Origin of the sequence: Agromyces hippuratus, from assembly GCF_013410355.1 — a bacterium.
GTDB classification, from domain to species: Bacteria; Actinomycetota; Actinomycetes; order Actinomycetales; family Microbacteriaceae; genus Agromyces; species Agromyces hippuratus.
The window spans coordinates 2,987,637-3,009,277 of sequence record NZ_JACCFI010000001.1 but is presented as its reverse complement, the minus strand read 5'-3'; the positions used below and the strand labels follow the sequence as shown (position 1 = coordinate 3,009,277).

Annotated in this window: 18 protein-coding genes and 2 tRNA genes; 7 read left to right on the top strand and 13 right to left on the bottom strand. The window is 70.9% G+C overall.

The window, feature by feature from the left end:
• Positions 1–17 precede the first annotated feature (17 nt).
• Positions 18–995, top strand: a complete 978-nt coding sequence (locus BJY17_RS14030; protein WP_179551904.1) for a DNA topoisomerase IB — start codon at positions 18–20, stop codon at positions 993–995.
• Positions 996–1,019: 24 nt separating this feature from the next.
• On the opposite strand, the gene BJY17_RS14025 is transcribed toward BJY17_RS14030, so the two are convergent.
• Positions 1,020–3,473, bottom strand: a complete 2,454-nt coding sequence (locus BJY17_RS14025) for an ATP-dependent DNA ligase (RefSeq protein WP_179551903.1) — start codon at positions 3,471–3,473, stop codon at positions 1,020–1,022.
• 122 nt (positions 3,474–3,595) lie between these two features.
• Between BJY17_RS14025 and ku the strand changes: the two genes are divergently transcribed.
• Positions 3,596–4,477: a non-homologous end joining protein Ku gene (gene ku / locus BJY17_RS14020; RefSeq protein ID WP_179551902.1), complete on the top strand. Its 882-nt coding sequence runs from the start codon at positions 3,596–3,598 to the stop codon at positions 4,475–4,477.
• A 40-nt stretch (positions 4,478–4,517) separates the two neighbouring features.
• On the opposite strand, the gene BJY17_RS14015 is transcribed toward ku, so the two are convergent.
• The 7 genes from BJY17_RS14015 to serS all read right to left on the bottom strand — a co-directional run bounded on the left by BJY17_RS14015 (position 4,518) and on the right by serS (position 10,230).
• The gene (locus tag BJY17_RS14015; protein ID WP_179551901.1) at positions 4,518–4,958 is read right to left on the bottom strand and encodes a hypothetical protein; all 441 of its coding nucleotides are present in this window, start codon (positions 4,956–4,958) and stop codon (positions 4,518–4,520) included.
• A 136-nt stretch (positions 4,959–5,094) separates the two neighbouring features.
• Positions 5,095–5,183 (bottom strand) — tRNA-Ser (locus BJY17_RS14010).
• A gap of 75 nt (positions 5,184–5,258) precedes the next feature.
• Positions 5,259–6,554, bottom strand: a complete 1,296-nt coding sequence (locus BJY17_RS14005; protein WP_322789841.1) for an LCP family protein — start codon at positions 6,552–6,554, stop codon at positions 5,259–5,261.
• A 28-nt stretch (positions 6,555–6,582) separates the two neighbouring features.
• Positions 6,583–6,667, bottom strand: a tRNA-Ser gene (locus tag BJY17_RS14000).
• Between the two features lie 115 nt (positions 6,668–6,782).
• Complete coding sequence (locus tag BJY17_RS13995; protein WP_179551899.1) at positions 6,783–8,057, bottom strand: LCP family protein; 1,275 nt, start codon at positions 8,055–8,057, stop codon at positions 6,783–6,785.
• A gap of 74 nt (positions 8,058–8,131) precedes the next feature.
• Positions 8,132–8,953, bottom strand: coding sequence for an HAD family hydrolase (locus BJY17_RS13990; RefSeq protein WP_179551898.1), 822 nt, complete (start codon positions 8,951–8,953; stop codon positions 8,132–8,134).
• 11 nt (positions 8,954–8,964) lie between these two features.
• Positions 8,965–10,230: a serine--tRNA ligase gene (gene serS / locus BJY17_RS13985; RefSeq protein WP_179551897.1), complete on the bottom strand. Its 1,266-nt coding sequence runs from the start codon at positions 10,228–10,230 to the stop codon at positions 8,965–8,967.
• 106 nt (positions 10,231–10,336) lie between these two features.
• Between serS and BJY17_RS13980 the strand changes: the two genes are divergently transcribed.
• Positions 10,337–11,344, top strand: a complete 1,008-nt coding sequence (locus BJY17_RS13980) for a diacylglycerol/lipid kinase family protein (protein ID WP_322789840.1) — start codon at positions 10,337–10,339, stop codon at positions 11,342–11,344.
• On the opposite strand, the gene BJY17_RS13975 is transcribed toward BJY17_RS13980, so the two are convergent.
• Together BJY17_RS13975 and pheA are read right to left on the bottom strand one after the other, a co-directional pair.
• Positions 11,301–12,224 (bottom strand): hypothetical protein, encoded by a 924-nt coding sequence (locus tag BJY17_RS13975; protein WP_179551895.1) that lies wholly within the window; start codon positions 12,222–12,224, stop codon positions 11,301–11,303. The genes BJY17_RS13980 and BJY17_RS13975 overlap by 44 nt on opposite strands.
• Before the next feature lie 28 nt (positions 12,225–12,252).
• Positions 12,253–13,206, bottom strand: coding sequence for a prephenate dehydratase (pheA, locus tag BJY17_RS13970; protein ID WP_179551894.1), 954 nt, complete (start codon positions 13,204–13,206; stop codon positions 12,253–12,255).
• Between the two features lie 99 nt (positions 13,207–13,305).
• Here pheA and BJY17_RS13965 point away from each other — a divergent pair, with 99 nt between their 5' ends.
• Together BJY17_RS13965 and pgm are read left to right on the top strand one after the other, a co-directional pair.
• The gene (locus BJY17_RS13965) at positions 13,306–14,586 is read left to right on the top strand and encodes a DUF445 domain-containing protein (RefSeq protein ID WP_179551893.1); all 1,281 of its coding nucleotides are present in this window, start codon (positions 13,306–13,308) and stop codon (positions 14,584–14,586) included.
• 125 nt (positions 14,587–14,711) lie between these two features.
• Positions 14,712–16,337 carry a phosphoglucomutase (alpha-D-glucose-1,6-bisphosphate-dependent) gene (gene pgm / locus BJY17_RS13960; RefSeq protein WP_179551892.1) on the top strand — a complete coding sequence of 542 codons (1,626 nt, stop codon included), beginning with the start codon at positions 14,712–14,714 and terminating at the stop codon, positions 16,335–16,337.
• Positions 16,338–16,421: 84 nt separating this feature from the next.
• On the opposite strand, the gene BJY17_RS13955 is transcribed toward pgm, so the two are convergent.
• Positions 16,422–17,669 carry an amidase domain-containing protein gene (locus tag BJY17_RS13955; RefSeq protein WP_179551891.1) on the bottom strand — a complete coding sequence of 416 codons (1,248 nt, stop codon included), beginning with the start codon at positions 17,667–17,669 and terminating at the stop codon, positions 16,422–16,424.
• A 325-nt stretch (positions 17,670–17,994) separates the two neighbouring features.
• Here BJY17_RS13955 and BJY17_RS13950 point away from each other — a divergent pair, with 325 nt between their 5' ends.
• Entirely contained in the window at positions 17,995–18,345 is a 351-nt protein-coding gene (locus tag BJY17_RS13950) for a GntR family transcriptional regulator (RefSeq protein ID WP_179551890.1), read from the top strand.
• A complete protein-coding gene (locus BJY17_RS13945; RefSeq protein WP_179551889.1) occupies positions 18,342–19,352 on the top strand; it encodes a DUF1648 domain-containing protein in 1,011 nt (336 codons plus the stop codon). Before BJY17_RS13950 ends, BJY17_RS13945 begins: the two co-directional genes overlap by 4 nt.
• Here the strand turns inward: BJY17_RS13945 and BJY17_RS13940 are convergent.
• Positions 19,321–20,646, bottom strand: a complete 1,326-nt coding sequence (locus BJY17_RS13940) for an MFS transporter (RefSeq protein WP_179551888.1) — start codon at positions 20,644–20,646, stop codon at positions 19,321–19,323. The two genes, BJY17_RS13945 and BJY17_RS13940, sit on opposite strands and share 32 nt — an antisense overlap.
• On the bottom strand, positions 20,639–21,451 hold the full coding sequence (locus tag BJY17_RS13935; protein ID WP_322789839.1) for a M15 family metallopeptidase: 813 nt from the start codon (positions 21,449–21,451) through the stop codon (positions 20,639–20,641). Before BJY17_RS13935 ends, BJY17_RS13940 begins: the two co-directional genes overlap by 8 nt.
• Between the last annotated feature and the right edge of the window lie 190 nt (positions 21,452–21,641).

Genomic DNA, 21,641 nt, shown 5'->3' with positions numbered 1-21,641 from the left:
CTGACCGGTCATCGCCGATGCCGCGCCTGAAGCGGGTCGAGCCCTACGTCTCCCCCGGCTACACCCGGGTGAGACGCGGGCGCGGATTCGGGTACGTGCACACCACCGGCGGCGACGCGAGCCGAGCCGAGCGAGCTCGCATCACCGATCTCGCGATCCCGCCGGCCTGGCAGGAGGTGTGGATCTCGGATGCCGCGAACGCCCACATCCTCGCCGTCGGGGTGGACGCCGCCGGTCGACGTCAGTACCTCTACCACCCGGCCTGGCGGGAACGGCAGGACGCCGAGAAGTTCCAGCGCATGACCGCACTCGCCGAGGCCCTGCCCGCGGCCCGGCGGAGCGCCGTCCGCGACCTCGCGCTCGACGGGTCGCCTCGCGAACGGGTGCTCGCTGCCGCGTTCCGCACGCTCGACCTCGGCGGCATCCGCATCGGCTCGGAGGAATCGCTCGCGGGCTTCCGCAGTCGCGGCCTGACCACGCTCCTGGTGCGCAACGCCAGGCTGGAGGACGACGAGACGGTGCGGTTCCGGTTCCGCGCGAAGGGCGGCATCGCGCAAGACCTGCGTGTGGCGGATGCCTCGCTCGCCGCGTTCATCGCGAGCACCGGCGAACGCTCGTCGGCCAGTCGTCTCTACGCGTGGTCGAGCGGACGGTCGATGCGCGCCGTGGCTCCCGTCGACGTGAACGACGACATCCGCGAGCGCACCGGCGGCGACTTCACCGCGAAGGACTTCCGCACCCTGCGCGGCACGATCGCCGCGGCCGATCGGCTCGCGGAGCTCGGCCCGGCCGGCACCGCCCGCGCCCGAACGGCAGCGGTCCGAACGGCGATCGAGGAGGCGTCGCAGGTGCTCGGCAACACACCGGCGATCGCCCGCGGCAGCTACGTCGACCCGCGAGTGCTCGTCGCCTACGAGCGCGGCGACGTCGTGGCATCCGGTGCCGATCGCGAACGGCGGTTGATCGAACTGCTCGGGCGCGTCGACGGGGCCTGAGTCGGCGCACCGGTTCGCGAGCCGTCAACTCTCGCGCACGACCTCGTCGGGCGACTTGTCGGGTCGAAGGCCCCGCCAGCGCGGATGCCGCGCGACCCCCGTGCTCGTCCAATCGCCGAGCTCGATCTCGCCCACGAGCTCGGGTCGCACCCAGACCGCATCGCTCATGTCGGCCGCCGGCACCTGCACGAAGGGCGATTCGGCCTGCTCGAGCGGCTCCAGCAGGGTCATCAGCCGCTCGAGTTGGCGTTCGCCGATTCCCGAGCCGACACGGCCGGCGTACTCGAGGCCGCCATCGCCCGGGATGCCGACGAGCAGCGAGCGGATGCGCCCCGTGCGGGTGCCCACGCCGCGTCGGTATCCGCCGATCACGACCTCCTGCGTGAGGGTGAGCTTCAGCTTCAGCCAGTCGCCGCTGCGGGCTCCGGGCAGGTACCGGGAGTCGGGTCGCTTCGCGACGAGCCCCTCGAGCCCGAGCCGGCGACTCTCCTCGAGCGCCTCGGCCGGGCTGCCGGTGGCGGGTGCTGGCACCTCGATCGGCACGCCGCGCTTCATCCTGACGAGTCCGGCCAGCCGTGCGCGGCGCTCGCGGTACGGCTCGTCGACCACGGCCCGGCCGTCGACCTCGAGCACGTCGAAGAGCAGCAGGCGCACGGGCACGGATGCTGCGACCCGTTCGATCTCGCGCGGCCTCGTGAGGTTCATCCGATGCTGCAGGCGACCGAAGTCGGGCCGCCCGTCGGCGTCGAGCGCGACGATCTCGCCGTCGAGGAGGGCATCACCGCGCACCACGGCCGGCAGCTGCGCGAGCTCGGGGTAGCGGTCGGTGATGTCGATCCCGTTGCGGCTGAGCAGTCGCACGCCGCCCGCCTCGACGCGCGCGAGCACGCGGATGCCGTCCCACTTCCACTCGAGCGCCCAGTCCTCCCCGGCGAGCATGCCGACGGTCGCCGCCGTCGCGAGCATCGGGCGCGCCTCCGTGGAATGAGCCGGTCGTGCGCTGCGGGTCGAGCCTGCAGGCTCGGAATCGACCGGCTCGGCTTCGACAGGCTCGGCTTCGACAGGCTCAACCGGCAGCACCTGCTCCGCGTGCATCGACTGGTCCTTCATGCGGTGCAGCAGCCACGAGCTCTTCTCGCCCTGCCCGTCGGTGCGGATCAGCGCGAGCCGCACCGACCCGCCGAGCGGCCCGCCCGGCCGCCCGTCGACATCGATGATGATCTCGTCGTCGCGCCACTTCTCGGTCGCGTACGTGCCCGCATCCCAGATCGTCATGGAGCCTGCACCGTACTCGCCCTTCGGGATCGTGCCCTCGAACACGGCGTACTCCATCGGGTGGTCCTCGGTCTGCACGGCGAGGTGGTTCGTGCCCGACGTCTCGGGCACGCCCTTCGGCACCGCCCAGCTCTTCAGCACGCCGTCGCGCTCGAGCCGCAGGTCGAAGTGCAGGCGGCGGGCGCGGTGCTCCTGGATCACGAAGCGCGGCTCCCCCGCACTCGCCTCACCCCATGCCGACGCCGGCATGGGCTCGGGCGTGGCCGCGGCGCTCCGCATCGACAAGTACTGCGCGAGCGGCCCGCCGTGCGAGCGCTCGGTGATCGCGCGCATCGGGTCGCCCATCACGGCGACCCGTTCGAGCACCTCGGATGCCTCGAGCTGACGCAGCCCGGAATCCTCGAGCTCCTCCCACGTGCGCGGTGCCGCGACCGTCGGTCGCGGGCGCCCGCGCAGCGAGTACGGCGCGATCGTCGTCTTCTTGCCGTTGTTCTGGCTCCAGTCGATGAGCACCCGACCCGTGCGCAGTGTCTTCCGCATGCTCGAGACGACGAGCTCGGGGCGGTCGGCCTCGAGCGCCCGCGCGAGCTCGTGCGCGACCGCCGAGACCTGATCCGAACTCTGCGAGCCGTCGAGCGCCGCGTAGAGGTGGATGCCCTTGCTGCCGCTCGTCACCGGCACCGCCTCGAGGCCCATGCCCGCGATGAGGTCGCGCACGAGCCTCGCGACCTCGGCGCATTCCGCGAGCCCCATGCCCTCACCGGGGTCGAGGTCGAAGACCATGCGGTCGGGCTTCGCGGGCTCCCCGCGGGCGTCGAAACGCCATTGCGGCACGTGCAGTTCGAGGGCCGCCTGCTGCGCGAGCCACACGAGCGTCGCCCGATCACCGGCGATCGGGTACGCCTTGTCGCCGTCGGAGTGGTGCTGGACGCCGCGGCGCACCCACTCGGGAGCGTGCTCGGCGAGGTTCTTCTCGAAGAACGGCTGCTCAGGGGCATCCGCTGTGCCGACGCCGTGCACCCACCGTTTGCGCGTGACCGGGCGCCCCGCGACGAGGGGCACCATGACGTCGGCGATCTCCGCGTAGTAGGAGATCACCTCGCCCTTCGTCATGCCCGTCTCGGGATACATGACCTTGTCGAGGTTCGTCAGCCGCAGGCGGCGGCCGTCGACCTCGACGAGTCGGCTTGCGCCATCGGCCATGCCAACCATCTTGCCGCCTGCGGGTTGAGCCTGTCGAAACCGCGACCGAATCGGTTTCGGCAAGCTCAACCCGCAGATGCGAGGGGTATCGCGCACGCATGCCCCTGGTGTGTACTGGAGGCATGCGAGCCGTCTGGAAGGGGGCGGTCACATTCGGCCTCGTCAATGTGCCCGTCAAGCTGTACAGCGCCACCGAAGACCACGACGTGTCACTGCACCAGGTGCACGACGAAGACGGTGGGCGCATCAGGTACCAACGCAAGTGCGAGGTCTGCGGCAAGGTCGTCGACTACAAGAACATCGACAAGGCCTACGACGACGGCGAGCAGACCGTCGTCATCACCGACGACGACCTGAAGTCGTTGCCGGCAGAACGCAGCCGCGAGATCGAGGTCGTCGAGTTCGTGCCGAGCGACCAGATCGACCCGATCATGTTCGACCGCAGCTACTACCTCGAGCCCGACTCGGCCTCGTCGAAGGCCTATGTGCTGCTGCGCGAGACGCTCGAGTCCACCGACCGCACCGCGATCGTGCAGATGGCGCTGCGGCAGAAGACCCGGCTCGCCGCACTCCGCGTGCACGGCGACGTGCTCATGGTGCAGACCCTGCTCTGGAGCGACGAGGTGCGCGCCGCCGACTTCGCTTCGCTCTCGGAGCCCGTGAAGATCTCGGCGAAGGAGCTCGACCTGTCGAAGCAGCTCGTCGAGAGCCTCGTCTCCGACTTCGACCCCGAGCAGTACGTCGACGAGTACCAGCAGGAGCTGCGCACCCTCATCGCCGCGAAGCTCGAGCAGGGCGAGGGCATCGACACCGCGGCGACCTTCGGCGAAGAGCCCGAAGAGGAGACCGGCGGCGAGGTCATCGACCTCATGGAGGCGCTGCGCCAGTCGATCGCCGCGAAGCGCGAGGGCTCCGAGGCGAAGCAGACGGGGTCCGACGCGAAGGCGAAGAAGACCGCCCCGAAGAAGACGGCGAGCACGCGAAAGCGCGCGGCCTCCGAGTGAACGGATGCCGCGCGCTCATCACGTGCGGAAGGAGTGACCGCTATTCGGCGGTGCACACCTCGGTGACCTTGACCGCTGCGGCCTGGATGTCCGCGGTCTGCGCAGCCTGAGCCTCGGCGTCGATCTCGGCGCCGGCCTCGATCTCGGCAGCGCTGGGCAGCGTCTCGGCCCAGTCGCTCGCGGCGTCGATCTTCTCGTCGAACGCGTCGAGCGCGTCGGCGAGAGCCGAGTCGTCGGCTGCCTGCTCGTCGAGCGCGTCGACGCGCTCGGAGAGGTCGTCGAGGTAGGCCTGGAGCTCGGCAGGGTCGGACACGGTCAGGATCGCGTTCTGCGCGCCGTTCGAGACGTCGCGAACCTCGACGCGCACGACCTCGCACGAGTCGGCGGATGCGCTCGCCTCGGTGCCGCCGCTTGTGGCGCAGCCCGAGAGAAGCAGGGCGCCCGCGAAAACGAGCGCAGTGGAAGTGATGATTCGTTGCATGTGCAATGCCCCTAAGGTCGAGTGACCAGAAGAGTCTACTCACAGGTGCGGATTCCGCGCGTGGACCGGCACCCCGCCTGTGGATGGATCGCCGGAACGGCGAAGGCCCCCGCAGATGTGCGGGGGCCTTCGAGAGCGGAGACGAGGGGATTTGAACCCCTGGTCCCCTTACGGGGACTCCACCTTAGCAGGGTGGTGCACTCGGCCGGACTATGCGACGTCTCCTCGCGCGCACTTGCGTGCATGCGCGACTGTCATCATAACCCGACGACCCCGCGGATGACGATTCGAGCGACCGGGCTACTGGTCGTCGAGCGTGCGGCCCGCGGAACAGCGGGTCTCCGCCGCGGTCTGACCGGTGACGTCGCTCGGCAGCGCCTCGACCGTCGGCGGGGGCGTGGCACCGTCGGCCGTGGCCGGCGCCTCCTCTTCGGCCGGTGCTTCGGCCTCGGGCGCGGGCGCGGCATCGACGGCTGTGGGATCGCCGGCCGAGGCGAACGCCGCTTCGTCGGCCTCGGGATCGAAGGCGACCGGCATGTCGTTCTGGAGGGCCGTGTTGACGATCTCCGCCGACCCCGACGGGATGAGGTCCCCGTCGGAATAGCCCGTCGGGTACTGCACGAACGCGATCTTGCTGAGGTCGGTGTCTTTCAGGGCGCTCGCGATCGAGATCATGGTCGTCGGGTCCATGAGGCTGTCGGAGAGCTGCATGTTCGCGAGCGCGGCCTTCGCAATGCCGTAGAGCTTCACCGGGTCGCTCAGCGTGCCGTTCGACTGCAGCGTCCGCGCGAGCGCCGACATGAACACCTGCTGGTTCGAGATGCGGCCGAGGTCGCTGCCGTCGCCCACCCCGTGGCGGGTGCGGAGGAACTGCAGGGCCTCCATGCCCGAGAGCTCCTGCGTGCCGGCGGGGAGGTAGAGATCGGTGTGCTCGTCTTCGATCGGTTCGGCGATGCACACGGGGACACCGCCCACCGCCTCGGAGAGTCCGGCGACGCCCAGGAACTGCACGGTGCCGGCGAACGGAATGGACACGCCGACGAGCTGCTCGACGGTCTTGACGACGCACGGCATGCCGCCGAGCGAGAGCACCGAGTTCATCTTCACGCCGTACTGCTCGTAGAGCGGATCACCGGCGGGGTCTGCGGGGTCGACGCACGCGGGCACATCGACCAGCATGTCGCGGGGGAAGCTGATGACCGAGGCGTTCGTGTGGTCTTCGGAGATGTGCAGGAGCATGGTGACGTCGTTGAGCACGGCCGTCTCTTCGTCGGGATCGCCGAACCCGTCGCCCTGACCCTCGCGGCTGTCGCTGCCGATGAGCAGCAGGTTCACGCCGCCGTCGATGGCCCCGACGTCGGGAACACCCTCGAGCACGTCTTCGTTGCCGAGGGTGATGCTGGGTTGGGCGGTGTTGGCGAGGTCCCACGCCGCATATGCCGCGACGGAGACGCCCGAGACCAGCGTGACCGCGACGAGGGTCGCCGTCACCTTCGCGAGCGTGCGCCAGATGCTCCGTCGCTTCAGGCGACCGTGACGCACCACCGGCGTCGACGATGCTGCGCGTCGTGCGCTGGATCGAAGCTCTTCTGCCACCGGTATCCTCTCGTCTCGTGGGATCGCGCGGAGGGCGTGGGATTCGAACCCACGAGGCATTGCTGCCCACTGGTTTTCAAGACCAGCTCCATCGGCCGCTCGGACAGCCCTCCAGGCCCGCGCGATCATGTGGATCGTACAGGCAGGCGCCCATTCTAGCCGCTGCGCGTTCCGATCAGCCTCTCAGCCGCTCCTGAGAGCACCCTGAAGCGGCCCGAGGGGCACGGATCAGCCCGCGTTCGCGGTCGTGCACCGAACTTCGTCGCCCGTGAGGCCGGTCACGTCGTCGGGCAGCGTCTCGGCGGGCGGCGATGTCGCCGGGGCGTCGGTCGCACCGGCGGGATCCGGTTCGGGCGCAGGCGCGGTCGGGTTGGCCACGGTGCCGAACTCGACGTTGTCGTTCGCGGTCGGATCGAGCGCGACGGGCCGATCCTCCTGCAGCGCGAGGTTGATCGCCTCGGCGGAATCGGTCGGCACGACGTGCTGGCCGTCGCCCGCCTCGGCGGTCGGGTACTGGATGAACGCGATCTTCGAGAGATCGGTGTCCTGCAGCGCCTTCGCGATCGAGATGAGGGTCGCCGGGTTCTGCAGCTCCTTCGAGAGCTCCATGTTCGAGAGCACGGCCTTCGCGATCGAGTACAGCTTCACCGGGTCGTTGAGCGTGCCGTCGCTCTGCACGGTGCGAGCCAGCGAGGCGAGGAACGCCTGCTGGCTCGCGATGCGGCCGAGGTCGCTGCCGTCGCCGACGGCCTTGCGGGTGCGGAGGAACGCGAGAGCGTCGTAGCCCGAGATGCTCTGGGTTCCCGCGGCGAGGTGGAGTCCGGATTCGGGGTCGTCGATCGGGTCGACCAGGCACACCTCGACGCCGCCGACCGCCTCCGAGAGGGCAGCGACCCCCTTGAACTCGACGACGCCGCCGACCGGGATCTTCGTACCGGTGAGCTGCTCGATCGTGAGCGAGACGCAGCCGAGTCCGCCGTGGCCGAGCACGCTGTTGAGCGGCACGCCCGACATCGCCGAGAGCGGCCCGGACTCGGGATCGATGGGGTCGGGGCACTCGGGCACCGGCACGATCATGTCGCGGGGGAAGCTCACGACCTCGACGTGCGAGTGATCCTGCGAGATGTGCAACAGCATGTTGACGTCGTTGAGCACGCCGGAATCCTCTTCGGGATCACCGAACGAACCGTCGAGCGGCCGCTTGTCGCTGCCGACGAGCAGGAAGTTCAGTCCGCCGTCCATCGCACCGATATCGGGCACGCCGTCGAGCATGTCGGCGTTCGCGAGCGAGACCCCGGGCTTGACCGAGCCGACCAGGTCGATGGCGGCATACGCGGCGACGGATGCCGCGCTCACGGCGAGCACCGCGACGATGGATGCCGCGAGCGTCAGGTACGTCGACGCGGCACTGCGTCTCGGCAGTCGCCCGTGGCGGGGCACCGCCGTCTGCTCAGCAGCAACCGCCTGCTCGGCAGCGGCCTGCTGGTCGCCCGTCTCGCTCATCGCACCCCTCCGACTCGGCCGATTCTATGCTGGCCCGCTCGGAGCCTCCCGACACCGGCGCGAAGCGCGGCGCGTCACGGCAGCGAGTCGAGCACCGCCGCGAGCCCCGCGTCGTCGACCGAACCGCCCACCTCGTTGGCGGCCGCCCGCACCTCGTCGGGTGCCTGGCCCATCGCGACGGCACGGCCCGCAGCACCGGCCCATGCGAACATCTCGAGGTCGTTGCGCCCGTCGCCGGCGGCGAGCACGCGGTCGATCGGCAGGTCGAGCCAACCGCGCACGCGCTCGAGCGCGGTCGCCTTGTTGACCCCGTCGGGGGCGATGTCGAGCCACGCCGTCCACCCGATGGCGTAGCTCACGTGATGCAGGCCCATCTGGTCGACGATGCCGAAGAACTCGTCGAGCCCGTGCTCGAGGCTCGTGACGACGACGCGCGTGGCGCGCTGGTCGAGCAGCTCGTCGAAGCGCACCTCGCGGGCGTTCTCGAGGTTCCACTCAGTCATGCCCTCGGTGTAGAGGCGGTACCCGTCGGGCAGCTCGACCATGAACTTGCCGGACGGCAGGAACGCGCGGATGCGCTCGAGCACCTGCGTCGGGTCGAACGTCTCGACGTGGCGTCGGATGTAGCCGTCGGGGGCCGAGTCGTCGCGCTGCATCGTGATGGCGCCGTTGGCGCACACCACGTACTCGGGCGAGAGCCCGAGCTGCTCGAGCACCGGGGCGGTGGTCGACCACGAGCGCCCGGTCGCGAGCGTGACGACGTGACCGCGGTCGCGGGTGGCGGCCACCGCGTCGACGACCGCGGGGTCGATCGACCCGTCTTCGTGCATGATCGTGCCGTCGACGTCGAGCGCGACGAACCACTGCTCGTCGACGGCGACGTCGGAGCGCGGCATCCGCTCGATGCTCATGCGACCGGCTCGAGCACCTCGAGGCCGCCGAGGTAGCCGCGAAGCGCCTCGGGCACCACCACCGAACCATCGACCTGCTGGTGGGTCTCGAGGATCGCGACGAGCCAGCGCGTCGTCGCGAGCGTGCCGTTGAGCGTCGCGACGGGCGCCGTCTTGCCGGTCTCGGTGCGGTGGCGGATCTCGAGGCGGCGCGCCTGGAACGTCGTGCAGTTCGAGGTGGAGGTGAGCTCGCGGTACGCGTTCTGCGTGGGCACCCAGGCCTCGACGTCGTACTTGCGAGCCGCGCTCGAGCCGAGGTCGCCGGCCGCCGTGTCGATCACGCGGTACGTGAGGCCGAGGTCTTGCAGCATGCCCTCCTGCCAGGCGAGCAGGCGCTCGTGCTCGGCCTCGGCGTCGGCCGGGTCGATGTAGGTGAACATCTCGAGCTTGTTGAACTGGTGCACGCGGATGATGCCGCGAGTGTCTTTGCCGTGGCTGCCGGCCTCGCTGCGATAGCAGGTCGACCAACCCGCGTAGCGGATGGGGCCGTTCGAGACGTCGAGGATCTCGTCGGCGTGGTAGCCGGCGAGTGCGACCTCGCTCGTGCCCGTGAGGTAGAGCTCCTGCTCGGGCAGGTAGTAGACCTCGTCGGCGTGGGCGCCGAGGAACCCGGTGCCCTGCATGATCTCTGGACGCACGAGCGTGGGCGTGATGAGCGGGGTGAAGCCCGCCGCGATCGCCCGGTCGAGGCCCATGTTCATGACCGCGAGCTCGAGGCGGGCGCCGATGCCCTTGAGGTAGTGGAAGCGCGCGCCCGAGACCTTCGCGCCGCGCTGCATGTCGATCGCGTCGAGCAGCTCGCCGATCTCGAGGTGGTCGCGGGGCTCGAAGTCGAACGCGGGGATCTCGCCGACCTCGCGCAGCACGATGAAGTCGTCTTCGCCACCGGCCGGCACGCCGTCGATGACGATGTTGCCGAGCCGCTGCACGGCGAGCGTGAATTCGGCCTCGGCGTCGCTCGCGGCCTGGTTCGCGGCCTTCACGCGGGCGGCGAGCTCCTGCGCCTCGGCGACGAGGGCCGCCTTGGCCTCTTTCGGCGCCTGCGCGACCTGCTTGCCGAAGGCGTTCTGCTCGGCGCGGAGCGCCTCGAAGACCGTGATCGCGGTGCGCCGCGCTGCATCGGCTTCGACGGCCGCGTCGACGAGCGCCACGGACTCGCCTCGGAGCTCTTGCGAGCGCTTGATGAGGTCGGGGTTCTCGCGGAGCAGCACGGGATCGATCACCCGAGCAAGTCTAGCCGCGGCATCCGACCACCTGATCTGCGGTTCCGCGACCCAGTGGCCTCGCGCCCCGGGTGCATTCACGGCGCGATGCAATACCGTTGGCTGCGTGACGGCAGACCAGCAGGGGGCGGCGGATGTCGCGGGCACGCGCCCGCGGGCCGCCGTGATCTTCAACCCCACCAAGCAGGGCGTCGAGACACTGCGTGCCGCAGTCGCCGCTGCAGAAGAGCGACAGCACTTCGCCCCGTCGCTCTGGATCGAGACCGCGGCCGACGATCCGGGCAAGGGAATGGCGCGCGAGGCCCTCGAGGCGGGCGTCGACCTCGTGATCGCCGCGGGCGGCGACGGCACCGTGCGCTCGGTCGCAGCCGCCCTGCGCGGCACCGGCATGCCGCTCGGCCTCGTGCCGATCGGCACGGGCAACCTCTTCGCCCGCAACCTCGAGATCCCCGTCAACGACCAGGCCGACGCCGTCGTGCTCGCCTTCGCCGGCCTCGACCGCGCCGTCGACGTCATCGTGGCCGACGTGACGCGCTCCGACGGCACCGAGGAGACCCACGTCTCACTCGTGATGAGCGGCATCGGCATCGACGCCGCGATGATCTCGAACACGAACCCCGACCTGAAGAAGCGCGTCGGCTGGCTCGCCTACGTCGACGCCGGCCTGCGGGCGCTGCCCGCGTCGAAGCCGTTCCGCGTCGTGCACCGGCTCGACGTCGGCCGGCACCACCGTTCGAAGGTCTCGAGCATCCTCGTCGCGAACCTCGGCTACCTGCCCGGCAACATCGAGCTGATCCCCGACGCGGAGATCGACGACGGCAAGCTCGACGTCGTGGTCCTGGCACCCCGCAACCTGTTCGGGTGGCTCCTCATCTGGCGCAAGATCACGTGGGAGAACCGGGTGCTGCGCAAGTCCGCGCTCGGCCGGCAGTTCCTCGACCTCACGGGCGGCAACCGGCGCAGCGAGATCGTCTACCTGCGCGGACGGGCGGTCGACCTCGAGATCGACGGTGCAGCCGAGGAGTTCGAGATCGACGGCGACGAGTTCGGCCTCGTCACCGCGGCGCGGTTCACGGTCGATCCGGCTGCGCTGATCGTACGAGTTCCGCGCTGATCGTCGCGCGACGCACCTCGACCGCCACGAGCCCCACGAACGCGGCGATCGCAGCGAGCGCGAGCGGGCCCACCAGGGTCTGCGCGAACTGGCCGAGCGCGATCTGGGCGAACACGTCCGCCTGCTCGCCGGTGGGCTCGCCGTTTCCGTTGAAGACGAGACCCGAGTTCGCACGCGACGCCTCGGACGCCCGGCCGACGGCCCACACGACGCCGACGACACCGAGCGCCGCGATCGAGACGAGCGCCCACCATGCCGTACCGCGACCGAACCGGCCCTGCGCAGCGTCGTCCGCGTCGAACGGGCCACGGAGGTGCAGGAACGCCGCCAGCGCCGTGACCACGACCACGCCGGTCGCACCTGCCATGATCAGCGACGGCGACAACGTCCAGCCGAGCTCTCGGAGCCACTGGTCCTCCGACGAGATCGCCCCGGTGTAGTACCCGATCTCGGAGTTCACCATCCACGACAGGTACGCCCCGGCCGCGAACGCCGCGATGGTGACCGCCCACCCGGCGATGAGCCAGCCGATCGCCGACCGGCCCGGTGAGACGACCTCGACGACGAACGCGTCGTCCTGCCCCTCGTGGTCGACCTCGTTGCGAGCCCGCTCGACGACGCGCTCGGCACGAGGATCCGAGACGACCGCGGCGACGGGGGCTCCGGGTGCCGACCCGCCCCCACCCGATGGCGGACGACCCACGTCGCTCGCCCCGATCGGCGCCGGCGCGGGCGCGGGCGCGGGCGGATCGGGAGCCCGCAGCCGCGCCGCAGGCATGGTCGGCGCGGCATCCGTCGTGATCTCTTCGCCGCCCGCGTAGCCTCGCTGGTATCGCGGATCGAACCGCGGATCGATACCGCTCGTGGCGCCTTCGCTCACGTCAGCTCCTCGGGTCAGGGCCGCCCGATCAGTCGGGTTCGCCGCTCAGCAGGCCGCGCAACCAGTCGCGCGCCTCGATGAAGATGCCGTCATCGTACTTCGAGTGGTAGGCGACCGTCTGCTCGTCGGCGCGGGGATACGAGCCGAGGAAGATGACGTTGGGGCTCGTGCGGCGCAGGCCGAGCAGCGCGTCGGCGACCCGCTCGTCGGCGATGTGCCCGTCGACGTCGACGACGAAGCGGTAGCGGCCGAGGGCGTCGCCGATGGGCCGCGACTGGATGAGCGAGAGGTTCACCCCCCGCGTCGAGAACTGCTCGAGCATCGCGAGCAGCGCGCCCGGCTCGTCGTCGGGCAGTTCGACGATGAGGCTCGTCTTGTCAGCTCCCGTGGGCTCGGGCAGGTCGCGCGAGCGGCTGACGAGCACGAAGCGCGTGACGGCGTTGGGGTTGTCTCCGATGTCGCGGGCCAGCACGTCGACGTCGAGGTGGTCGGTGATACCGGGCGGCGCGACGGCCGCGTCGGCCTGGCTGCCTTCGAAGAGGGATGCCGCGGCCGACACGTTGCTCGTCGCGGGGATGTGCCCGTGGTCGGGGAGTTCGCGCTCGAGCCAACCGCGCGACTGCGCGTACGCGACGGGGTGGGCGTTGACGACCCGCACGTCGGCGAGCGCGGTGCCGGGCCGGGCCACGAGTACGAAGTTCACCGGCACGAGGTACTCGCCGAGGATGCGGAGGCCCGGCACGGTCGCGAGCGCGTCCTGCGTGGCCGTCACGCCGCCGTCGATCGAGTTCTCGATCGCGATCATCGCGGCGGTCGAGCGACCGCTCGTGACGTCGGCGAGCGCCTCGCCGACGTTGTTGACGCCGCGCCAGTGCTTTCCGGATGCCGCGGCGACCTGCTTGAGCGCCGCCTCGGTGAACGTGCCCGCCGGCCCCAGGTAGGAGTAGGTCTCCTCGGGCGGTGTGGGCGCGGCATCCGTCATGCAGGCCAGCCTATCCACCGGGCCGCGAGCGAGCGGCTAGCGTCGACACCGTGCGACGCCGTGCGACCGCGGAGCGCCGTGCATCGTGAGGAGGGACCGATGACCACGATCGACGCGCACCGGATCGTGCCGACCGATGCCGAACGGCTCGCGGCGCTGCGCCGCATGAAGCGGGTCGCGACGGGACTGCTGATCGGCGCAGCCGTCGTCTTCGCGGTGTCGTTCGCCCTGCAGGACGAGGTGCCGTGGCTCGCCTACGTGCGCGCGGCCGCCGAGGGCGCCATGGTCGGCGCGATCGCCGACTGGTTCGCGGTGACGGCGCTGTTCCGCCATCCGCTCGGCATCCCGATCCCGCACACCGCGATCATCCCGAACCGCAAGGACGAGATCGGCGCGACGCTCGGCGCCTTCGTCGAGCACGAGTTCCTCTCCGACGAGGTCGTGCTCGGCAAGCTCCGCTCGATCGGCATCGCCCGCCGGCTCGGAGGCTGGCTCGCGACGCCCGCCAATGCCGAGCGGCTGACCGCCGAGGCATCCGTCGCCGCACGCGGCGTGCTCACCCTGCTCGGCGACGACGACGTCGAGGACGTGATCGAGCGGCTCGCCAGGCGCCACCTCTTCGAGCCCGAGTGGGGTCCGGCGATCGGCCGGGTCGGCGCCCGGCTCGTGGCCGCCGACCAGCAGCGCGCCGCCGTCGACGTCGTGCTCGAGAAGGCCGAGGCCTGGCTCGAGGCGCACCCCGAGGCGTTCGGCAGCATGGTCTCCGACCGGCTCCCCCGCTGGATGCCCGGCTTCGTCGACCGCCTCGTCGACGACCGCGCCGCGCGCGAGGTGCTCGCGTTCATCCGCGTGGTGCGCGCCGACCCTGCGCATCCGCTGCGCCTCGCGATCGACCGCTACCTCGCCGAGCTCGCCGACGCCCTGCAGCACGACCCGACGATGATCGCGCGCGTCGAGACGCTGAAGGACGAGCTGCTCGCGAGCCCGCGCGTGCGCGAGTTCGCCGGCGAGGCGTGGGCCTCGGTGAAGGCGACGCTCGACGCCTCGCTCGCCGACCCGTCGAGCGAGCTGCGAGCCGGGCTGACCTCGGCGGTCGTCGAGGTGGGCGCCCGGCTCGTCGCCGACGAGGGCCTGGCCGCGAAGGTCGACACCTGGGTGACGGATGCCGCGGCCTACGTCGTGCGCAACTACCGTCACGAGATCGCGGGGGTCATCACCGAGACCGTCGAGCGGTGGGACCCGCGCGAGACGACCGAGAAGCTCGAACTGCAGGTGGGCCGCGACCTGCAGTTCATCCGCATCAACGGCACGGTCGTGGGCGCGCTCGCGGGGCTCGCGATCTACTCCATCGCCACGGCGGTGCATGCGCTCGCCGGGTGAGGGCTTCACGTTCTGCGGGTTGAGCCTGCCGAAACCTGCTGATCGCGTACTGGTTTCGGCAGGCTCAACCCACAGATCGCGAGACGGCGCTGGCGCGCCTCATGAACGCACGGGAGACTATGAGCATGCACGAGCGCGCAGGCACCCCGGCCATCGAATCCGACCTCATCGACGTGGAGGCCCTCGTCAGGGCGTACTACGAGCTGCATCCCGATGCCTCCGTGCCCGAGCAGCGCGTCGCCTTCGGCACCTCGGGCCACCGCGGCTCCGCCTTCAACACCGCGTTCAACGAAGACCACATCCTCGCCATCACCCAGGCGATCGTCGAGTACCGCGCCTCGCAGGGCATCACGGGCCCGCTCTTCATCGGCGCCGACACCCATGCGCTCAGCGCCCCCGCGCAGACGACCGCGCTCGACGTGCTCGTGGGCAACCGGGTGCGCGTGCTCGCCGACGAGTTCGACGACTACGTGCCGACGCCCGCGCTCTCGCACGCCATCCTGAAGTGGAACAACGACCCGGCCAGGCGCGCAGAGGGCGAGGCCGACGGCATCGTCATCACGCCGTCGCACAACCCGCCGCAGGACGGCGGGTTCAAGTACAACCCGCCGCACGGCGGCCCCGCCGACTCCGACGCCACCTCGTGGATCGCGGCGCGCGCCAACGAGCTCATCGCCGACGGCCTGAAAGGGGTCCAGCAGGCCGAGCCGAGCGCCGTCGAGACCTACGACTTCCGCGGCAACTACGTCGACGACCTCGCGAACATCATCGACTTCGACGCGATCCGGGAGTCCGGCATCCGCATCGGCGCCGACCCGCTCGGCGGGGCGTCGGTCTCGTACTGGGGCGCGATCCGCGACCGCTACGAACTCGACCTGACGGTCGTCAACGAACGCGTCGACCCGGCCTGGTCGTTCATGACCCTCGACTGGGACGGCAAGATCCGCATGGACCCGTCATCGCCGAGCGCCATGGCCTCGGTGCTCGCGCACGAGGGCTACGACATCCTCACGGGCAACGACGCCGACGCCGACCGGCACGGCATCGTCACGCCCGACGGCGGCCTCATGAACCCCAACCACTACCTCGCGGTCGCGATCGAGTACCTCTTCGGCCACCGTCCGAACTGGCGAGCGGATGCCGCGATCGGCAAGACCCTCGTGTCGAGCTCGATGATCGACCGGGTCGCCGCGGCGCTCGGCCGTCGCCTCTGGGAAGTGCCGGTCGGCTTCAAGTGGTTCGTGCCCGGCCTCGTCGACGGCTCGGTCGGTTTCGGCGGCGAAGAGAGCGCGGGCGCCTCGTTCCTGCGGTTCGACGGCACCGTCTGGACGACCGACAAGGACGGCATCCTGCTGTGCCTGCTGGCCTCCGAGATCCGCGCGGTCACGGGCAAGTCGCCCTCCGCGCTCTACGCGGAACTCGTCGAGCGCTTCGGCGACCCCGCCTACGAGCGCACGGATGCCGCGGCATCCGCTGCCCAGAAGGCGGCACTCGGCAAGCTCGACGGCGACGCCATCGCGGCGACCGAGCTCGCCGGCGACCCGATCACGGCGAAGCTCTCGCACGCGCCGGGCAACGGCGCGGCGATCGGCGGGGTGAAGGTCGAGACGGCCGACGCGTGGTTCGCGGCGCGGCCGAGTGGCACCGAAGACGTCTACAAGATCTACGCCGAGTCGTTCAGGGGCGCAGAGCACCTGCGGCTCGTGCAGGCCGAGGCGAAGGCGATCGTCGACGCGGCCCTCGGAGGCTGAGCCTGCCGGCCCCTGCGGGGTCAGCCTGTCGAAACCGAGCTCTCGCCGACGTGGGTTTCGACAAGCTCAACCCGCAGAGCGAGGTCAGCGCAGCGAGAAGTAGGTGACGCTGCCGCCGCCCGAGGCGAGGGCCTCGTCGACGTTCCAGTAGTCGGCGTCCTTGGTGTGGCCGCCGACCCAGACGGCAGTGCCGTTCGCGGTGTGCTCGACGCGCGTGACGACGGCGGTGTGATCGCGGTCGCCCGAGCCGTCCCAGTCGAACTGGGCGATGTCGCCGACCTTCACGAGGCCGCGCTGCGAGTCGTCGAGGGGCGTCGCGAGGTCGGGGCGGCCGTACAGCCAGTCGCGCATCGCGGTCGAGCTCGACCAGCTCGGCGACATCGCGCCGGTCGCCCGGTCGTAGTACCAGCCGGCGTCCATCGCCCAGCCTCGGGCCACGAGCGACTGGCTCGTGAAGTTCGCGCAGTCGACACCGCTCAAGACGGTGTACTGGGCGGTGTTGTAACTGCTCCAGTAGGTGAGCACGTAGTCGCGCTGCGCGTCGATCGCGGGATTCGAGGTGTAGGTCAGGGTGAGCGACTGCGTCGGCGCGTGCAGCGCGGCCTCGTCGATCTCGATGAGCTGGGCGGCGAGCGAGGCCGGGGCGGCCGAGCCGGCCACGGTCGCGGTGCCGGGGGCGGCGACGGCGATCGGCGCGCCCGCGGCATCCGTGAACGCCACCGCGACGTCGCCGAGCGAGGTGTCGGCGACGGCGGGAACCTGGAACGTCAGCTGGTCGGGGGTCGCCGCGACGATCGGTGCGGCGACGCCGCCGACGGCGACCTGGGCGACCTGGTCGAGCTGTTCGCCCGCCACCGTGACCTGGGTGCCCCCGGTGAACGGCGCAGCCGCCGTGGAGAGTCCGCTCGTGACCGCCGGCCGAGCCGCGATCGAGACCGGTGCCGCGATGACGTCGCCGTCGGCGGCGGAGGGAGCGGAGTCCGCGGAGTCCGCGGACGCCACGGTGTCCGACGCGCCTTCACCCGACGCGAGCTTCGTGTCATCCACCGCGGATGCGGCGACGGCGCCGAACGCACTCACGCTCAGGATCGCGCTCGCACAGCCGAGCGCCATGAACCTCCGCGTCGCACCGCTCGACGGGCGACGGTTGCGCACGCGCTCGGCGCGGTGCCGCGCACGGCGCTCGGCACGGCGCTCGAGGTCGGCCGGCTCGGCCCGCAACGCGCCGGCGACGGGCGTGCCACCGGTCACGAGGGCGGCACCGTTCTCGGGGACGGCACCGGCATCGGGGGTCGCACCGGCATCCGCAGCCGCGGTGTCATCGGGGGTCACCTCCATCGTCGGGTCGGCCGAAGGCGTCGCGGCGCCCGCCGTGGGAGCGCGATAGGTCGAGCGGCGACGTGCGGGGGGTTCAGCGGGCGTGGAGGCAGACGAGAAGAAGGGGAAGGGCACAGGCGGGATTCCGGGTACGCGATCGGGGGGGGGAAGTCCACAACCCCATCATGCGAATTTGTGAGGAAGCCTCTCAAACTCTGGGAAGCCGATGAGAGCGCGCTCTCGCGCGGAAATCCGGGGCTCCGACGTCGCCGCCCGCCCGCGATCGCATCGACGCTCAAACTGTTCTAATATTTATAGAACAGTTGGAGAGGTTGTCCCGATGCTGATCCGAGTCGATCCGACGAGCGGAACGCCGATCTTCGCGCAGATCGCCGCTTCCGTCCACGCCGACGCCGCGGCCGGCCGGCTCAGGGTCGGCGACCGCCTGCCCTCGGCACGCGACGTCTCAGAAGCACTCGGCGTCAACCTGCACACGGTGCTCCGCGCCTACCAGCAGCTTCGCGACGAAGGGCTCGTCGACATGCGCCGCGGCCGAGGCGCCGTCGTCACCGATGCGGTCGAGCCCCTCGCGCACCTGCACCACGACATCGCCGCGCTCGTCGCGCGCGCCCGAACCCTCGGCCTCGGCGCCGACGCCCTCGCCGCCCTCGTGAAGGAGACCTACCGATGACCGCGCCAGCCGACGTCCGCACCGCCCGTCGCCGCTTCCTGCTGATCGGCTGCGCGCTGCCTGCGGCGATCACCCTCGTCGGTGTCGGACTGATGGTCGCGTGGCTCCCCCAGGTTCCGCCGACGGTCGCCACGCACTGGAGCGGCAGCGGCCCCGACGGGTTCGGCCCTGCATGGTCGGTCCCGCTCGGCACGGCCGTGCTCGGTTTCGGCCTCGTCGCGCTCTTCGCGGGCATCATGCTCGTCGGCACGCGCGACGGCCGGTGGGGTCCGATGCTGCGGCTGCTCGCCGCCCTCTCGCTCGGCACCGACGTGCTGCTCGTCGTGGGCATCACCTGGTCGTTCGGAATGCAGCGGGGCCTCGCCGACCCGCTCGACGCACCCGACATCGGGCTGCCGGTCCTCGTGAGCATCCTGCTCGCCCTCGGAGCGGGGGTCGGCGGATGGTTCGCCCAGCCGAACGTCACGACCGACGGACGCACCCCCGTGCGCACCGTCGAACCGCTCGACCTCGCCGCCCATGAGCGGGCGGTCTGGGTGCGCACCACGACGATGACCCGGGCGGGCATGGTTGCGATCGTCGTGAGCATCGTCGCGCTCGCGATCGGCACGGTCGTCGTCGCCGTCACCGGCTCGACCGCGTGGTGGGTGATGCTCGGGGTGACCGTGCTGCTCATCCTCCTCGCCGTCACGACCTTCGTCTTCAGGGTGCGCGTGGACGACCGCGGCCTCGTCGTCCGTTCACCCCTCGGCCTCCCGCGCTTCGGCGTGCCGCTCGAGGATGTCGCGGCGGTCGCCGTGCGGAACGTGCATCCGACCGCCGAGTTCGGAGGTTGGGGCATCCGCCTCGGTCCCGACGGCGCGTTCGGCATAGTGCTCCGAGCCGGCGAAGCCCTGCAGGTCACCCGCCGCAACGGCCGTCGATTCGTCGTGACCGTCGACGACGCCGCCACCGCGGCCGCCCTGCTCGAAGCGCTCAGCGCACGGGAGCGCGTCGACCCTCGCTGAGCCCCGAGCGGCGTGCACGCACCCCGGCGACGACGAGCGGCACGAGCACGAGCAGCGCCACGACGTTCACTCCGGCGAATCCCGCGGCCCCCAGCACGACCCCCGACAGGGCAGCGGATGCCGCGGCAGCGAGATTCATCGCGGCATCCGTCGCCCCCTGCAACGGCACCCGGATCGACGGTTCGACCGACGTCGTGAGCAGCGTCGAACCACCGATGAGTCCGCACGACCAACCGAGGCCGAGGAGGCCGAGCGCAAGCGGCACGAGCAGCATGTCGTCGGCGGGAGCCAGGATGCCGATGAGCGCCGCGGTCGTGAGGATGCCGATGCCGATGCCGATCACACGCGGCGAGCCGATGCGGTCGACGAGCCAGCCGACGAGGGGGCTGGCCCCGTACATGCCGATGATGTGGATGCTGATCACGACGCCGACGAGCGAGAGCGAGAGGCCGTGGGCGGTCATGTGCACCGGGGTCATCACCATGACGCCGACCATGACGGTGTGCGAGCACACGATCGCGAGGATCGCGAAGAGCGACCGCGGTTCGCGAACGGCGATGCGGAAGGCCGCCCACGCCCCGATGGGTTCGGCAGCGGGCGCCGCTCCCCCGGCGTCGACGACGTGGTCGGGGGCGAGCTCATCGGCCTGCGTCGCGGCGACCTCGGGAGCGCTGCTCGCGGCATCCGTCGCCATCGTGCCCGGCTTCGGCAGCCGCAGGAGCGTCGCCACGAGCAGGGTCGACAGCGCGAACGCGATGCCCGAGAACAGGAATGGGCCGACGAGCGGCGGCAGCCCGAGCGCGATGCCCACGGCGTCACCGGTCGCGGAGAGGAGCGGACCGGCGACCGATCCGATCGTCGTCGCCCAGAGCACGATCGACATGGAGCGCGCCTCGAAGCCCGCTGCGGCGACCTCGGTCGCGGCGAAGCGCGCCTGCAGCCCGGCGGCGCTGCCCGCGCCGAACGCGGCCAGGCCGAGGAAGACGAGGGGCACCCAGCCGCTCGCCGCGGCGGCGATCACGAGCACGGCGCCCGTCACGGCCAGCGCGTAGCCCGTCGCGAGGGCGACGTGCCGGCCCGAGCGCACCGCGAGCCGCGCGAGCGGGATGGCCACGATCGCGGCACCGAGCACGCTCGCCGACTGGGCGAGGCCGGCGAGGGCGACGACGCCCGTCAGCTCCTCGACGAGCAGCGCCGCGACGGCGATGCCGGAGGCCACGCCGACGCCGGCGAGCAGCTGGTTGACCACCAGCACCGTGAGGGCGAGGCCGCGATGCGGCACGCGCTCACTCATACTCGGGCGCTGCGGGCAGGCCGAAGAACTCCTCGAGCGTCGTGATGCCGGTCTCGTGCATCTCCGTCGAGAGCGGCACGCCGACGTAGCGGTAGTGCCACGGCTCGAACTCGTAGCCGGTCACGTCGGTCTTGCCGTCGGGGTAGCGCAGGATGAACCCGAACCGCCAGGCGTTGTCGCGCAGCCAGATGCCCTCGTCGGTGTCGGCGAAGCAGGTGTCGAGCGAGCAGTCGCCGCTGTCGGCGCCGATGTCCATGACGAGTCCGGTCTGGTGCTCGCTGAACCCCGGACGCGCGGTGAGCAGGTCGTCGCCGTCGTAGATCTCCTCCTGCGAGCTGTACGAGCGGTATGCGCTGTTCGAGGCGAGCCAGAGGTCGGCCTCGTCGGATGCCGCCTGGAACATCGCGACGATCGCATCGGAGGCCTCCTGCCGCAGCATGGGCTCCCAGGTGTGCGGCACGTCGACGTCGACGAGGTCGTCGGGCTCGAAGTCCTGCGGGTCCATGGGCCGCAGCTTGTTGACGACCACCCAGATGCTGTTCGGGTCGTCGAGCGAGTGCGCGGTGCGGTCGAACGTGTCGACGCTCGCGGGCGGCGGCGCCTCACCCGGCGCCGGGCGAGGCGTCGGCGTCTCGGTCGAACCGGATGCCCCTGCGCCCCCCGGCTCCGCGGCCGACCCGGCCGAAACGGCGCCGATCACGACGACGGCGACGGCGACCAGAACCAGACTCAGGGCGCCCGCGATCGTGAGTCGTCGTCGCTGCACCGCCTCGTCGGAGGCCTCGGAACGTTCACTCGATGACACCGTGCGAGTCTACGCCGGGCCTGCTGAGCGCTGCCCGGCAGGCATGCAGCCACCCGGCTGACGAGGTCTCGCCTCTCGTCGGAAATACTACGTGAGAGCGCTCTCTTGACAATTGCCCCAAGCCTGCATAGAGTCACCTCTCGAACCGTGAGAGCGCTCTCATCGTTCCCGACGAGAGCGCTCTCACGCA